We start from the raw sequence: 14597 nt of genomic DNA, 5'->3' as shown, positions 1-14597 counted from the left end.
CATGGTCATCATCCTGGGTCTGGGGAAAACCGGTCTCTCTTGTGTCGATTATTTCCTCGGCCGTGGTGTAACTCCCCTGGTGATGGATACCCGTCGCAATCCCCCTGGTCAGGATCAGCTCCCGGCCAGGGTTGAACTCATTGAGGGCCTGGATGAGGCCTTGCTCACCCAGGCGCATCTGATAGTGGCAAGCCCTGGCATCGCCCTGGCGACGCCCGAGCTCAGGGCTGCCGCCGAGCAGGGTGTGGACATAGTCGGCGACATCGAGTTGTTCGTGCGCGAGACCCAAGCCCCCGTCATCGCCATCACCGGCTCCAACGGCAAGAGCACAGTCACCACCCTCGTGGGTGAGATGATTGCCGAAGCGGGCCTCAAGGTTGGCGTGGGGGGCAACATAGGCACCCCTGCGCTGACCTTGCTCAAGCAGCCGATGGATCTTTGTGTGCTGGAGCTCTCCAGCTTCCAGCTGGAAACGACTCACAGTCTGCGGGCCGTCGCCTCCGTGGTGCTGAACCTCTCGGAAGATCACATGGATCGCTACACGGGCATGGCCGATTACCGCGCCGCCAAGCAAGAGATCCATCAGCACTCACAACACATTCTGGTCAATCGGGATGATGCCCTGACGCTGCCCGACGTGGGCGAGCTATGGCAGAGTTTTGGTCTGGATGACAAGAGTTATGGCCGCACCCTGTGCGAGGGGCGCTTGTGGCTGAGCCTGCATGGCGAGCCGCTGCTGCCCGTGGACGAGATGAAGATCGTCGGTGCCCATAACCAGGCCAATGCCCTGGCCGCCATGGCCCTGTGCGATGCGGTGGGTATTCCCCGTGAGCCGCAACTGGCCGTGCTGCGGCGTTTTGAAGGCCTGCCCCACCGCGCCCGCTTCGTGCGTGAGGTCGGGGGAGTACGCTGGATAAATGATTCCAAGGCCACCAACGTGGGCGCGACCCTGGCCGCGGTGGCTGGCGTGCGCGAGTCGGTCAAGGGTCGCCTGCTGCTGCTGGCCGGTGGCCAGGGCAAGGGCCAGGATTTTGGCCCGGTGCAAGACCTGCTCGGCAGCCAGATAGACAAGATGTACTGCTTTGGTCAGGATGCCGACATACTGCTGGCGCTGGGTGAACAGACGGAGCGGGTCGCTGACCTTGAGGCCGCCGTCGCCAAGGCCGCAGCCGATGCCAAACCTGGCGACTGGGTGCTGCTGGCCCCGGCCTGCGCCAGTCTGGATCAGTTCAAATCCTTCGAAGCACGGGGCGATCGCTTCACCGAACTGGTACTGATGCTATGAACGCGCCCCTTGCCAGCCTGGACGGGCTTAACCTCTTCACATCCTTCGACGTTCGCGGTGATCGCCTTACCGCTGAACGGGTGATGCCCCTATGAACGCCCTGCGCGCAACCCTGGCTTTCCTGCAACGGATCCTGCTTCCGGCCCGGCCCGGTGCGCTCTACGATCGCCAGTTGGTGGTACTGGGGTTCTCCCTGATGGCGGTGGGACTGGTCATCGTGGCCTCGGCCTCCATCCCGGAAGGGATTGCGCTGGCCAACGATCCCTTCATGTTTGTGAAGCGTCACGGCCTGTTTCTGGTGATGGCGATCGGTATCTCCTGGTTTGTCCTGCAGGTGCCCATGGCACGCTGGCAGCAATACAATGGTCCCATGCTGCTGCTTGCCATCCTGATGCTAGTGCTGGTATTGCTGGTGGGGCGCAGTGTCAACGGCTCAGTCCGTTGGTTGCCCCTGGGCCCGTTCAACCTGCAACCGGCGGAATTTGGCAAGCTGGCCCTGTTTGTCTATCTGGCGGGTTATCTGGTGCGCCGTCAGAACGAGGTGCGCGAGCGCCTCATCGGCTTTATGAAACCGATGGCCGTGCTCTTCCTGGTGGCCGTATTGCTGCTGGCCCAGCCGGATCTGGGCTCTGTGGTGGTGATGTTTGTGACATCCCTGGGCATGTTGTTCCTGGCTGGGGCCCGTATGGGTCAGTTTATCGCCCTCATTTTGGTCGGCGTCAGTGCCGTGGTGACCCTGATCATCGCCGAGCCTTATCGGATGCGGCGGGTAACCTCCTTCCTTGACCCCTGGGCCGATCCCTTCGGCAGTGGTTATCAGCTGACCCAGTCGTTGATGGCGTTTGGTCGTGGTAGCTGGCTTGGCGAGGGGCTCGGCAACTCCATCCAGAAGATGGAATACCTGCCGGAGGCCCACACCGACTTCGTGTTCGCCATCCTGGGGGAGGAGCTCGGTTATCTCGGCGTGCTCGGTGCCCTGCTGCTCATCTTCGCCCTGGCGTACAAAGCGCTCAAGCTGGGCCATCAGGCGCTGGTGGCCGACAAGCTCTACGAGGGCTATCTCGCCATCGGTATCGGCATCTGGTTCAGTTTTCAGACCTTCGTCAACGTCGGGGCCGCCAGCGGCATGATGCCGACCAAGGGGCTGACCCTGCCGCTAGTCAGCTATGGCGGCTCGAGTCTCATCATCATGACGGTCGCGGTGAGCATGTTGATCCGGATCGATTTCGAATTGCGCCAGGCCAGTGCCCAGGCGCGTGTGCGGGAGGTTGCGTGAGTAGCAAGACGTTGTTGGTGATGGCCGGTGGTACCGGTGGCCATGTGTTCCCCGGCTTGGCGGTCGCTGACCGGCTCAAGGCCCAGGGCTGGACCATACATTGGCTCGGCACGGCGGATCGCATGGAGGCCGAGCTGGTGCCTGCTCATGGCTACCCCATCTCCTTCATCGACATTCAGGGGGTGCGTGGCAATGGCATCAAGCGTTTGCTGGCCGCCCCTTACCGCATCGTCAAATCCATACTGCAGGCTCGCCAGGTACTGAAAGAGATCAAACCCGATGTGGTACTCGGCATGGGGGGCTTCGCCTCGGGACCGGGCGGCGTGGCGGCCTGGCTGTCCGGTATTCCTCTGCTGCTTCATGAACAAAACGCCGCAGCCGGCATGACCAACAAGCTATTGGCACGCCTCGCCAAGCGGGTGTTGATGGCTTTCCCTGGCGCGTTTGCTCCCAGCAGCCGCACCGCAGTGGTCGGTAATCCAGTGCGTTCGGAAGTGGTGGCGTTGCCGGAACCGGCCAATCGGATCAGCACTCAGCCTGCCCCTCTTCATCTGCTCATCATTGGTGGCAGCCTGGGTGCCAAAGTGCTTAACGAACAGGTCCCTGCCGCGGTCGCCGCCGCCGGGGTGCCCATCGAGGTGCGTCACCAGACCGGCAAGGGGAACCGGGATGCCGTGGCCAATGCTTATGCCGCCCTGGGCCAGGCGGCGGAGGTGAGCGACTTTATCAAGGAGATGGCCGATGCCTATGCCTGGGCCGATCTGGTGGTGTGTCGCGCGGGGGCCCTGACCGTCTCCGAAGTGGCCGCCGCCGGTGTGGCCGCCATCTTTGTGCCACTGCCTCATGCGGTGGACGATCACCAGACCCGCAATGCCCTGACCCTGGTCGATGGCGGTGCAGCCGAATTCCTGCCCCAGACAGAGCTGAGCCCCGCTACCCTGGGTGCCCGCCTCAGCTGGCTGGCCGGGCGCAGGGAAATCCTGTTGAACATGGCCAAGGCGGCGCGGCGCGTCGCCATTATCGATGCCGCAGAGCGGGTTGCCGATGAGTGCAAGCGGCTCGCAACTGGACAGAGTGAGAAAGCATGCTGATCAAGATTGCACAGGCCAAGCCATGCAGTCTTACCCCTCAATGTATTGAGGCCGCAGAGCGTGTTGCAGATGAGTGCACGGGACTGGCGGCAGAGTTAAGAGAGAATTATGAACAAGGTTGAACTGGCAAAACTGCGTACCGTGATCCCCGAAATGCGCCGCGTGCGTCGCATCCACTTTATCGGAATAGGTGGTGCGGGCATGGGGGGCATTGCCGAGGTGCTGGCCAACGAAGGCTATCAGGTCTCCGGCTCTGACTTGGCCACCAATGCCGTGACCGAGCGTCTCGCCAGCCTGGGCGCCCAGATCTTTGTTGGTCACAGTGCCGAGCATGTAGATGGTGCCAGCGTGGTGGTAGTCTCAACTGCCATCCATACCGACAACCCCGAGTTGCTGGCTGCCCGCGAACAGCGCATCCCCGTGGTACGCCGTGCCGAGATGCTGGCCGAGCTGATGCGTTTTCGCCATGGCATCGCCATTGCTGGCACCCATGGCAAGACCACGACCACCAGTCTGGTGGCCAGCATCTATGCCGAGGCGGACCGAGATCCCACCTTCGTCATCGGTGGTCTGCTCAATAGTGCCGGTACCAATGCCCGTCTGGGGAGCAGCCGCTATCTGATAGCGGAAGCGGATGAGAGCGATGCCTCCTTCCTGCATCTGCAACCCATGGTATCCATCGTGACCAACATCGAAGCGGATCACATGGACACCTATGGCGGCGACTTCTCCAAGTTGAAAGCAACCTTCATCGAATTCCTCCATAACCTGCCTTTTTACGGTTTGGCTGTGGTATGTGTTGACGATCCCGTTGTCCGTGGCATGCTGCCTGAGATAGCACGTCCGACCCTGACGTATGGTTTGAGTGACGATGCCGATGTGCAGGTGCTGGACTTCATGCAAACCACTCATCGCAGCAGCTTCCGCGTACGCCGTAAAGATGCCGGTGAGCTGCAGGTCGCCCTGAACCTGCCGGGTGTGCACAATGCACTCAATGCCGCTGCCGCAATCGCGGTTGCGACCGAAGATGGTGTCAGTGATGAGGCCATCATCAATGCCCTGTCCAAGTTCGAAGGGGTGGGGCGCCGCTTCCAGCAGTATGGCGAATTTGAGACCGGGCGTGGCAAGGCCATGCTGGTGGACGACTATGGCCATCACCCGAGCGAAGTGAAGGTCACCATCAATGCCGCGCGGGCCGGCTGGCCCGAGAAGCGGCTGGTGATGGTGTTCCAGCCTCACCGTTACAGCCGTACTCGCGATCTCTATGAAGATTTTGCTGATGTGCTCTCCAAGGTGGACGTCTTGGTGATGCTGGAGGTCTACGCCGCCGGTGAAGAGGCGATCCCGGGGGCCGATGGTCGCGCCCTGTGCCGTTCCATCCGTTCCCGTGGCAGCCTGGAGCCGGTTTTTGTCGCCACGCCGGATGATGTGCCGGCCGTGCTGGCGGATCTCATCGGTGAGGGGGATCTGGTGCTGACCCAGGGGGCTGGCAACGTGGGGGCGTTGGCCCGACGTCTCGGCGAGATGAAATTGAGCATAGAGAGCATGAAATCCGGCGCCTGAGGGCCTAATGAGTATTTTGACCGCCAAGCCGGGGCCTATATAATGGCGCACCCGGCCCGGCAGGCGGTCTGGTCACGTTTTACGGGGATATGACGGGTGGAGGCAAGGGCACAAGGGCGCACCAAGGGTGGCTTCATCATCGGGGTGGCATTTTTCCTCCTGGTGATGGTGGGTCTCTACCAGAGTGCGCTGGACGTAAAGGATTGGCTGACAGATGCCAACCGGTTGCCCATCAGTGCCTTGCTGGTACAGGGGCAACACCAATATATCAAGGCGGAGGAGTTGCGCAGTGCCGTGCTGGATGGCGATGCGCCACGCAACTTCTTCGAGATGGATGTGAATGCACTGCAGGCGCGCCTGACGGCGTTGCCTTGGGTCGCCCAGGTGTCGGTACGCAAGAAGTGGCCCGACAAGATCAAGGTCTACCTCACAGAGCAGAAGGTGGCGGCTCGCTGGAATGGCAGCCGTTTCGTCAATGCCAAGGGTGAGGTGTTCAGTGCACCAAATCGGGTGAAGAGCCCCTTGATGCAACTGTCAGGCCCTGATGACCAGGCTGCCAAGGTGCTGGAGAACAGCCGCCAATTTGAGGCGCAGCTGGCAGAGCGAGGTTACAAGCTCAGTGCGGTCAATCTGACCCCACGTTACGGCTGGGAACTGACGCTGGATAACAATATTCAACTGTTTGTGGGGCGTTCGGATATGGCGCTCCGTCTACAGAGATTTATCGATGTCTTCCCGATCATCGAACCCCGTGAGCAAGTGGCTTATGTGGATCTTCGATACGACACCGGGATGGCGGTTGGCTGGAAGAAGAACGAAGAGAAAGCGCATGACCAAAACCGCAGATAGAAATCTGATTGTCGGGCTGGATATCGGCACCACCAAGGTGGCGGTTCTGGTGGGCGAAGTGCTGCCGGACGGTGAACTCAATGTCATCGGCATGGGCAGCCATACCTCTCGTGGCATGGACAAGGGCGGGGTCAACGATCTGGATTCCGTGGTCAAATCCCTGCGCCGTGCGGTGGAAGAGGCCGAGATGATGGCCGACTGCCAGATTAGCTCCGTCTATCTGGGCTTGTCTGGCAAGCACATTGATTGCCGTAACGAGACTGGCATGGTGCCCATCTCCGACGAGGAAGTGACCCAGGAGGACGTGGATAACGTCATCCACACCGCCAAGTCGGTGCGTCTGTCTGATGAACTAAGGGTGCTGCACGTGCTGCCCCAGGAGTTTGCCATCGACTACCAGGAGGGCATCAAGAACCCGGTTGGTCTGTCCGGTGTGCGGATGGCCGCCAAGGTGCACCTGATCACCTGCCACAACGACATGGCTCGCAATATCGAGAAGTGTGTCGAAAAGGTGGGACTGAAAGTCGATCAACTGATCTTCTCGGCGTTGGCGTCCAGCTATGCCGTCTTGACCGAAGACGAGAAAGAACTGGGCGTCTGTGTGGTCGATATCGGTGGTGGCACCATGGACATGTCGCTGTTTACCGGCGGCGCCCTGCGCCATACCAAGGTGATCCCTTACGCCGGCAGCACTGTCACCAGCGATATCGCCTATGCCTTCGGCACGCCGCCGCTGGATGCCGAGGCTATCAAGGTGCGCTACGGCTGCGCCCTGGGCCGCCTGGTCAGCAAGGAAGACAATATTGAAGTGCCCAGCGTCGGTGGACGCCCGGCCCGCAGTCTGCAACGACAGACCCTGGCCGAGGTGATAGAGCCGCGCTACACCGAGCTGCTCTCCATGATCAATGACGAGCTGGTGAAGGTACAAAGCGAATTGAAACAGCAGGGGGTCAAGCATCAGCTGGCCGCCGGTTTGGTACTGACCGGTGGTGCGGCCCAGATCGAAGGCATAGTGGAGTGCGCAGAGCAGGTATTCCAGTGTCAGGTCCGGGTCGGGGAACCCATGAATGTGCGCGGATTGAGCGATTACGTGCAGGCACCAGTCTACTCGACCGCGGTCGGGTTGCTGCAATACGGCCGTACCCATCAATCCACAGGCAGTAGCAACGATTATACCGCCAAAGCAAGCGTCGGTGGGCTGGTCAAACGGGTCAGCAACTGGTTGCGTGGCGAGTTCTAAAAGATTTTGCTGAGTCAGGCAAATAAAGCGGAGAGACAACATGTTTGAATTTATGGATAGCCACACGGACGAAGCTGTCATCAAGGTGATAGGCGTGGGTGGCGGCGGCGGCAACGCAGTCGAGCACATGGTTCGTCAAAACATCGAAGGTGTTGAGTTCATCACGATCAACACCGACGCCCAGGCACTGCGCAACTCCAGTGCCAACACCACATTGCAGATCGGTAGTGGTATCACCAAGGGATTGGGCGCAGGTGCCAGTCCGGATGTGGGTCGTGAAGCTGCCCTGGAAGACCGCGAAGCGCTGCGTGAGCTGCTGACCGGTTCCGACATGGTGTTCATCGCGGCTGGCATGGGCGGTGGTACCGGTACCGGTGCCGCTCCCGTCGTGGCCGAAGTGGCCCGCGAGATGGGCATTTTGACCGTCGCCGTGGTAACCAAGCCATTCTCGTTTGAAGGCAAGAAGCGGATGGGCTTTGCCGCCCACGGCATCGAAGAGCTTTCCAAGAATGTCGACTCCCTGATCACCATCCCCAACGACAAGTTGTTGAAGGTACTGGGTCGTGGCATCTCCCTGCTGGACGCCTTCAAGGCGGCCAACGATGTGCTGCTGGGTGCCGTACAGGGCATCGCCGAGCTGATCACCCGTCCGGGCCTCATCAACGTCGACTTCGCGGATGTGCGTACCGTGATGCGCGAGATGGGTACCGCCATGATGGGTACTGGTTCTGCCTCCGGTGATGACCGTGCCGAAGAAGCTGCCGAGAAAGCCATCTCCAGCCCGCTGTTGGAAGACGTGGATCTGGCCGGTGCCCGTGGCATCCTGGTCAACATCACCGCCGGCATGGACATGACCATCGAAGAGTTCGAAACCGTGGGTAACGCGGTCAAGGCCTTCGCCTCCGAGAATGCCACCGTGGTGGTGGGTACCGTTATTGACCCGGAGATGCAAGACGAGCTGCGGGTGACCGTGGTTGCGACCGGTATAGGCGCAGATCGCAAGAGCGACATCACCCTAGTCAAAAACAACATGGTACAAGAGCGTCCGGCCCGTCAGCCCCTGATCAGCGAAGCCCTGCAGTCTCGCGTGATGGAAGAGGCCCCGGCCAAGGCGGTGAATGCCGAGCCACAAGCTCGTCGTGAGCCTGATTATCTGGATATTCCGGCTTTCCTGCGCAAGCAGGCAGACTAAGCCTCTAACGGGGCTGGTTTGTTTGTTGTTTAAGGAATGTGCTAAGATGGCCCGTCAACGACCATCTGGTCCGGAATTTAGCTGTGGATACGCCCATGATTAGACAAAGAACCTTGAAAACGAGTGTCCAGGCCACTGGTGTGGGCCTGCATTCGGGTCGGAAAGTCACAATGACGTTCCGTCCGGCACCTGTGAACACAGGGATCGTTTACTTGCGTACCGATCTGGATCCTGTGGTGGAATTGCCAGCAAATGCCGACCAGGTGCGCGATACCGTACTCTGTACCGCGTTGGTCAACGAAGCTGGTGTGCGTGTTTCCACCATAGAACACCTCTCCGCCGCTTTGGCCGGGATGGGGATAGACAACCTTTATGTCGAGGTTGATGCACCCGAGATCCCGGTAATGGATGGCAGTGCGCACCCCTTCATCTACCTGCTGCAGGAAGTTGGCATCCGCGAACAGAATGCGCCCAAGCAGTTTGTGCGGATCAAAAAGAGCATCCGGGTTGAGGACGGCGACAAGTGGGCGGAGTTCCACCCCTATCGCAACGGCTTCAAGATGGATCTCGAGATCGACTTCCAGCACCCGGTATTCGAAGGCCGCAATCAGCGTTGCGTACTGGATTTCTCCGGCGCCTCTTTCGTGAAAGAGATCAGCCGTGCCCGTACCTTTGGCTTCATGCGTGACATCGAGTACCTGCGTTCCCAGAATCTGGCCTTGGGCGGAAGCCTGGAGAATGCCGTGGTTCTGGATGACTATCGGGTGCTGAACGAAGATGGTCTGCGCTACGAAGATGAGTTCGTCAAGCACAAGATGCTGGATGCTATCGGTGACCTTTATATGTGTAACCGCAGCATCATAGGCGAGTTCCGCGCTTACAAAACGGGCCATGCCTTGAACAACAAGTTGCTGCGTGCCTTGCTGGCCCAGCAGGAAGCATGGGAACTGGTGACCTTCGAGGGTAAGGGCGAAAAATCGCCAATCGCTTACTACGACAACGGTCTGGTTCTAGCCTGATAGTTGTGCAACAGGACGTCGGTCACCTCTCCGCGCCGGCGTCCTGTCATTCTTGTTTACATCCCGATACCGATACTCTCCCGGTTTTATTTTCGTGGTGGCAACTAGCCTCACCCGACCGAGCAGATTGAATTTCTATGAGCATTACCCTGATCCTCAATGGCAAGCAGCGGCGCAAGCTGCACTTCCCCAAACAACGTCTGGCCTGGGTCGGCGGTCTCTTTCTTTCTATTCTGGTGCTAGGGTCTGTCCTGCTATGGCAGAGCTGGCATCAAAAAATGGCTGCCCTCGAGCTGGCGCTGGTTCAAGCAGAGCAGCAACAGACGAGTCAAACTACCGAGCAGGCCCGCGAACAACTCGCCATGCTGGCTGCCCAGGTCGGCACCATGCAGGGCCAACTTGGCAGGCTCAATGCCCTGGGTGAGCGATTGACCGAGCAGGCGGATCTCGATCCCGACGAATTCAACTTCAAAGAGCTGCCTCCCATGGGCGGCCCCTCCTATGATGCCGATCTGGAAGTGAACCTCGACGAGCTGCAAAGCTCCATGGCTCACCTCAGCAAACAGCTCAGTAGTCGCGAAGAACAGCTGTCGGTACTTGAATCTTTCATGCTCAATCACCATATCACTGACGCAGGCTTTATTTCCGGATCGCCGGTCAAGCAGGAGCGGGTCTGGATTAGCTCTGGCTTCGGTGGCCGGGTGGATCCCTTTAATGGTCGTGCCAAGATGCACAAAGGCGTCGATTTTCGCGGCAAGCCGGGCACGCCCATATTGGCAACCGGGCCCGGCATAGTGAGCTGGGCGGGTCGCCATCCTGAATTTGGCAACATGATTGAGATTAATCATGGTAATGGCCTGGTGACTCGCTATGCCCACAACGCCAAGTTGTTGGTGGAGGTGGGTACGTTAGTGGATCAGGGTCAGCAGATAGCCCTGATGGGACGCACCGGTCGCGCGACCGGGGTCCATTTGCATTATGAAGTGTTGAAAGACGGTCGTCAGGTCAACCCCAGTCAATTCCTTACTGCCAGACGGGGTTAGGTTTTTTTCTCTCCAGTTCCAGTGACGGAACCTTATAACCAGAAACAGTTGGTACCCATGATTAGCACACTGCTTACCAAGATTATCGGCAGCCGGAACGACAGAACGCTCAAGGCCCTGCGCAAAATTGTAAAACAGATCAATGCAATGGAGCCTCAGTTCGAGGCCTTGTCTGATGCTGAGTTGCAGGCCAAGACGGCCGAGTACCGTCAGCGCCTGGATCAGGGGGAGACCCTGGAGCAGTTGCTGCCGGAAGCCTTCGCCACAGTACGTGAAGCGTCCCGTCGTGTGTTCGGCATGCGCCACTTCGACGTCCAGCTGATCGGCGGCATGGTACTCAACTCCAACCGCATAGCCGAGATGAAAACCGGTGAAGGTAAAACCCTGACCGCGACCCTGCCTGCCTATCTGAACGCCTTGGCGGGTCACGGTGTGCACGTGGTGACGGTGAACGATTATCTGGCCAAGCGTGATGCCGAGGCGAACCGCCCGCTGTTCACCTTCCTTGGTCTGACCGTGGATTGCAACGTGCCGGGCATGGATGCGTCCCAGAAGCGTGATGCTTATGCCGCCGACATCACCTACGGTACCAACAACGAATTCGGTTTCGACTACCTGCGCGACAACATGGCGTTCTCGCCAGAGCAGCGGGTACAGCGCCCTCTCAACTATGCCCTGGTGGATGAGGTGGATTCGGTGTTGATTGATGAGGCGCGTACGCCACTCATCATCTCGGGCCCGGCGGAGGACAGCTCCGCCATGTATATCCAGATCAACAAACTGATCCCGCTGCTGGTCAAGCAGGACAAAGAAGACTCTGAAGAGTACACCGGTGACGGTCACTACACGGTCGACGAGAAGAACCGCCAAGCGCTGCTGACCGAAAACGGCCAGATCTTCGTGGAAGAGTTGCTCAAGAAAGAGGGCTTGCTGGCCGAGGAGGACTCTTTGTTCTCCGCCACCAACATCAGCCTGCTGCATCACGTCAATGCCGGTCTGCGTGCTCACACCCTGTTCGAGCGCAACGTCGATTACATCGTGCAGAAAGACGAAATCGTCATCGTCGATGAACATACCGGTCGAACCATGCCGGGTCGTCGCTGGTCCGATGGCCTGCACCAGGCGGTCGAGGCAAAAGAAGGGGTCAAGATCCAGAACGAGAACCAGACCCTGGCCTCCATCACCTTCCAGAACTACTTCCGCCTCTATGACAAGCTGGCGGGCATGACGGGGACCGCGGATACCGAGGCCTTCGAATTCCAGCAGATCTATGGCCTGGATACTGTGGTCATCCCGACCAACCGCCCCATGGTACGTAAAGACATGGGCGATCTGGTATATCTCACCGCCCTGGAGAAGTACGACGCCATCGTCGAAGATATCCGTGGTTGCGTCTCCCGTGGCCAGCCGGTACTGGTCGGTACTGTCTCCATCGAGAACTCGGAGCTGCTCTCCGGCATCCTGACCAAGCAAGAGATCCCTCACAAGGTATTGAACGCCAAGTTCCATGCCATGGAGGCGGAGATCGTCGCCCAGGCGGGCCAGCTCGGCGCCGTCACCATCGCCACCAACATGGCCGGTCGGGGTACCGACATCGTGCTGGGTGGCAACTGGCAGGCCGAAATCGCCCAGCTTGACAATCCGAGCGACGCGCAGATCAGCGAAATCAAGGCCGCCTGGCAGGTTCGTCACGATGCTGTGCTGGCCGCAGGTGGCCTGCACATCATAGGTACCGAGCGTCACGAATCACGCCGCATCGACAACCAGCTGCGTGGTCGTTCCGGTCGTCAGGGGGACCCGGGTTCTTCCCGCTTCTACCTCTCCATGGAAGATCAGCTGATGCGTATCTTCGCCTCTGACCGTGTCACTGGCATGATGAAGAAGCTGGGCATGGAAGAGGGCGAGGCCATCGAACACCCTTGGGTCACCAAGGCCATCGAGAATGCCCAGCGCAAGGTGGAGGGTCGCAACTTCGACATCCGCAAGAACTTGCTCGAATTCGATGACGTGGCCAATGATCAGCGCAAGGTGGTCTACGAGCAGCGCAACGAGCTGCTGGAAACCAACGATATCTCCGAGACCATTCACATCATCCGGGATGACGTCTATGGCGCCGTGATTGACGAATACATTCCGCCTCAGTCTCTGGAGGAGATGTGGGACGTGCCCGGCCTAGAGATCCGTCTGGCCGCCGATTTTGGCCTGGTTCTGCCCATTCAGCAGTGGTTGCGCGATGACGACAAGCTGTATGAAGAGAAGCTGCGTGAGCGCATTCTGGACGAAGCCAACCAGCTCTATGCTCGCAAAGAAGAGCTGGTCGGCGTCGATGTGCTGCGCAATTTCGAGAAAGCCGTGATGCTGCAGACTCTGGATGGCCTCTGGAAAGAGCATCTGGCCGCCATGGATCATCTGCGTCAAGGCATTCATCTGCGCGGTTATGCCCAGAAGAACCCCAAGCAGGAGTACAAGCGCGAATCCTTCGATCTGTTTACCCAGATGCTGGAGACCCTCAAGCGCGATGTGGTCAGCATATTGAGCCGGGTCCAAGTACAGGAGCGGGATGTCGAGGTGATGGAAGAGCAGCAGCGCCAGCAGGCAGAAGCGGCTCCCCGCACCTACACCCACGCCACTGCCGACGATCAGCTGGCGGACGAGGGCGAAGAGACGAGTGCACAGACAACCTTCGTGCGGGACGAGCAGAAGATCGGCCGCAACGATCCTTGTCCCTGCGGATCCGGCAAGAAGTACAAGCACTGCCACGGTCAGTTGACCTGATAGCGCTATGCTAGTGAATGCACCGCCTCCGGGCGGTGCATTCATTTCAGGGGCATAAGGGAGGAGGGCTGAGGATGAGCAAGGTGCCGACGGGGTGGGATGGGCAGGCGCATGCCAGCTGGCTGCAGGAGCGGCGGCAGGATGCCGTCCAGCGGGTGCTGGCCCTGCTGAACGGGGAGCGGCTCAAGCCGGTTCCCCTGCAACTGCAGTTTGCCTATTACCTCTTTCTGTCTGGCGATCCGGCCTCAGCCGCGCAAGTACTGGCGCTGGCGCATCAGGCCGCCCCCGAGAATGATGAAGTGCTGCGCAATCTCTGCGTCTGCCTGTCGCGCTCGGGCCAGCATGAACGTGCGGTGGCGCATCTGACCGAGTTGGCGGCCCGTGACCCGGCAGACGCTCTGGCACAGGATGGACTTTGCACCTCCCTCGCCAGGCTAGGACGCCATGCCGAGGCGGCGCAGGCGGGGACCAGAGCACTGTGCCTCAAAGACGAGGCTGCCGGGCAACCCGTCGAGGGGTGGGTGCTGCCGGCAGAGGGGCCGGATGCTTGGCTGGCCAGCCAGGACGGCAAGCACTCCATCATTGCCTTTTCCCTGTGGGGGGCAAACCCCCGCTACCTGAGAGGGGCGCTCGACAACGTACTGGCCGCCGCCTATCTCTACCCCGGCTGGCAGCTGCGTTTCTATGTGGATGAGAGTGTGCCCGCGGACCTGCTGGCCTGCCTGCAGGCCCATGGTGCCGAGCTGTGTATGCAACCTGCGGATCACTCGCTGCGTCAGCGTCTGTGTTGGCGTTTTCAGGTGGCCAATGATCCATGGGTTGGCCGCTTCCTGGTGCGGGATGTGGATTCGGTACCGAGTGTGCGCGAACGCGTCGCCGTCGATGGCTGGCTTGCATCGGGGCGCTGGTTTCATATCATGCGTGACTGGTGGAGCCACACTGACCTGGTGCTGGCGGGCATGTGGGGGGGCGTGGCCGGGGTGCTGCCACCACTGGCGCCCCTGCTCGGAGCTTATCAGCCCGGCCTCATGGAGACGCCGAACATCGATCAGTGGTTTCTGCGGGACTGTCTGTGGCGCTATCTTCGCCAGAGCAGCCTCATCCAGGATCGCTGCTTCAGCCCCCCTGGGACCCAGCCATGGCCATTGCCCGCCCCGGCGGGGAGCGAGCATGTGGGTCAGGATATGTTTACGGCGCAGGGGGAACGTCAGGCGCTGCGTCTGGCCCCCTGGATCGCCAAGTTACCGTGTTTAGGTTGAGGACA

The 14597-nt window shown here is 59.9% G+C and carries 11 protein-coding genes; all 11 read left to right on the top strand.

The genetic code is table 11. The features are described 5' to 3' along the window. The first annotated feature begins 1 nt into the window (after position 1). On the top strand, positions 2–1285 hold the full coding sequence (gene murD / locus ACSMDR_RS09480; protein WP_436468033.1) for a UDP-N-acetylmuramoyl-L-alanine--D-glutamate ligase: 1284 nt from the start codon (positions 2–4) through the stop codon (positions 1283–1285). Between the two features lie 91 nt (positions 1286–1376). Continuing rightward, the gene (ftsW, locus tag ACSMDR_RS09475; RefSeq protein ID WP_436468032.1) at positions 1377–2561 is read left to right on the top strand and encodes a cell division protein FtsW; all 1185 of its coding nucleotides are present in this window, start codon (positions 1377–1379) and stop codon (positions 2559–2561) included. Then, positions 2558–3652 carry an undecaprenyldiphospho-muramoylpentapeptide beta-N-acetylglucosaminyltransferase gene (gene murG / locus ACSMDR_RS09470; protein ID WP_436468031.1) on the top strand — a complete coding sequence of 365 codons (1095 nt, stop codon included), beginning with the start codon at positions 2558–2560 and terminating at the stop codon, positions 3650–3652. Before ftsW ends, murG begins: the two co-directional genes overlap by 4 nt. Positions 3653–3760: 108 nt before the next feature. After that, complete coding sequence (gene murC, locus ACSMDR_RS09465; protein ID WP_436468030.1) at positions 3761–5215, top strand: UDP-N-acetylmuramate--L-alanine ligase; 1455 nt, start codon at positions 3761–3763, stop codon at positions 5213–5215. 96 nt (positions 5216–5311) lie between these two features. Further along, positions 5312–6064 (top strand): cell division protein FtsQ/DivIB, encoded by a 753-nt coding sequence (locus ACSMDR_RS09460; protein ID WP_436468029.1) that lies wholly within the window; start codon positions 5312–5314, stop codon positions 6062–6064. Continuing rightward, complete coding sequence (gene ftsA, locus ACSMDR_RS09455; protein WP_005891144.1) at positions 6045–7304, top strand: cell division protein FtsA; 1260 nt, start codon at positions 6045–6047, stop codon at positions 7302–7304. Before ACSMDR_RS09460 ends, ftsA begins: the two co-directional genes overlap by 20 nt. Positions 7305–7344: 40 nt before the next feature. Beyond that, complete coding sequence (gene ftsZ / locus ACSMDR_RS09450; protein ID WP_005891146.1) at positions 7345–8496, top strand: cell division protein FtsZ; 1152 nt, start codon at positions 7345–7347, stop codon at positions 8494–8496. A 95-nt stretch (positions 8497–8591) separates the two neighbouring features. Then, positions 8592–9515, top strand: coding sequence for a UDP-3-O-acyl-N-acetylglucosamine deacetylase (gene lpxC / locus ACSMDR_RS09445; protein WP_436468028.1), 924 nt, complete (start codon positions 8592–8594; stop codon positions 9513–9515). 137 nt (positions 9516–9652) lie between these two features. Beyond that, entirely contained in the window at positions 9653–10558 is a 906-nt protein-coding gene (locus ACSMDR_RS09440; protein WP_005891149.1) for a M23 family metallopeptidase, read from the top strand. Positions 10559–10615: 57 nt separating this feature from the next. After that, positions 10616–13333: a preprotein translocase subunit SecA gene (gene secA / locus ACSMDR_RS09435; RefSeq protein WP_436468027.1), complete on the top strand. Its 2718-nt coding sequence runs from the start codon at positions 10616–10618 to the stop codon at positions 13331–13333. Positions 13334–13407: 74 nt separating this feature from the next. After that, positions 13408–14592: a tetratricopeptide repeat protein gene (locus ACSMDR_RS09430; protein ID WP_436468026.1), complete on the top strand. Its 1185-nt coding sequence runs from the start codon at positions 13408–13410 to the stop codon at positions 14590–14592. The last annotated feature ends 5 nt before the right edge of the window (positions 14593–14597 follow it).

It is taken from the genome of Aeromonas molluscorum (assembly GCF_051376105.1).
Taxonomy (GTDB): Bacteria; Pseudomonadota; Gammaproteobacteria; order Enterobacterales; family Aeromonadaceae; genus Aeromonas; species Aeromonas molluscorum.
Note: the sequence above shows the minus strand (reverse complement) of the source record. Positions and strands in the feature narration are given on the sequence as shown.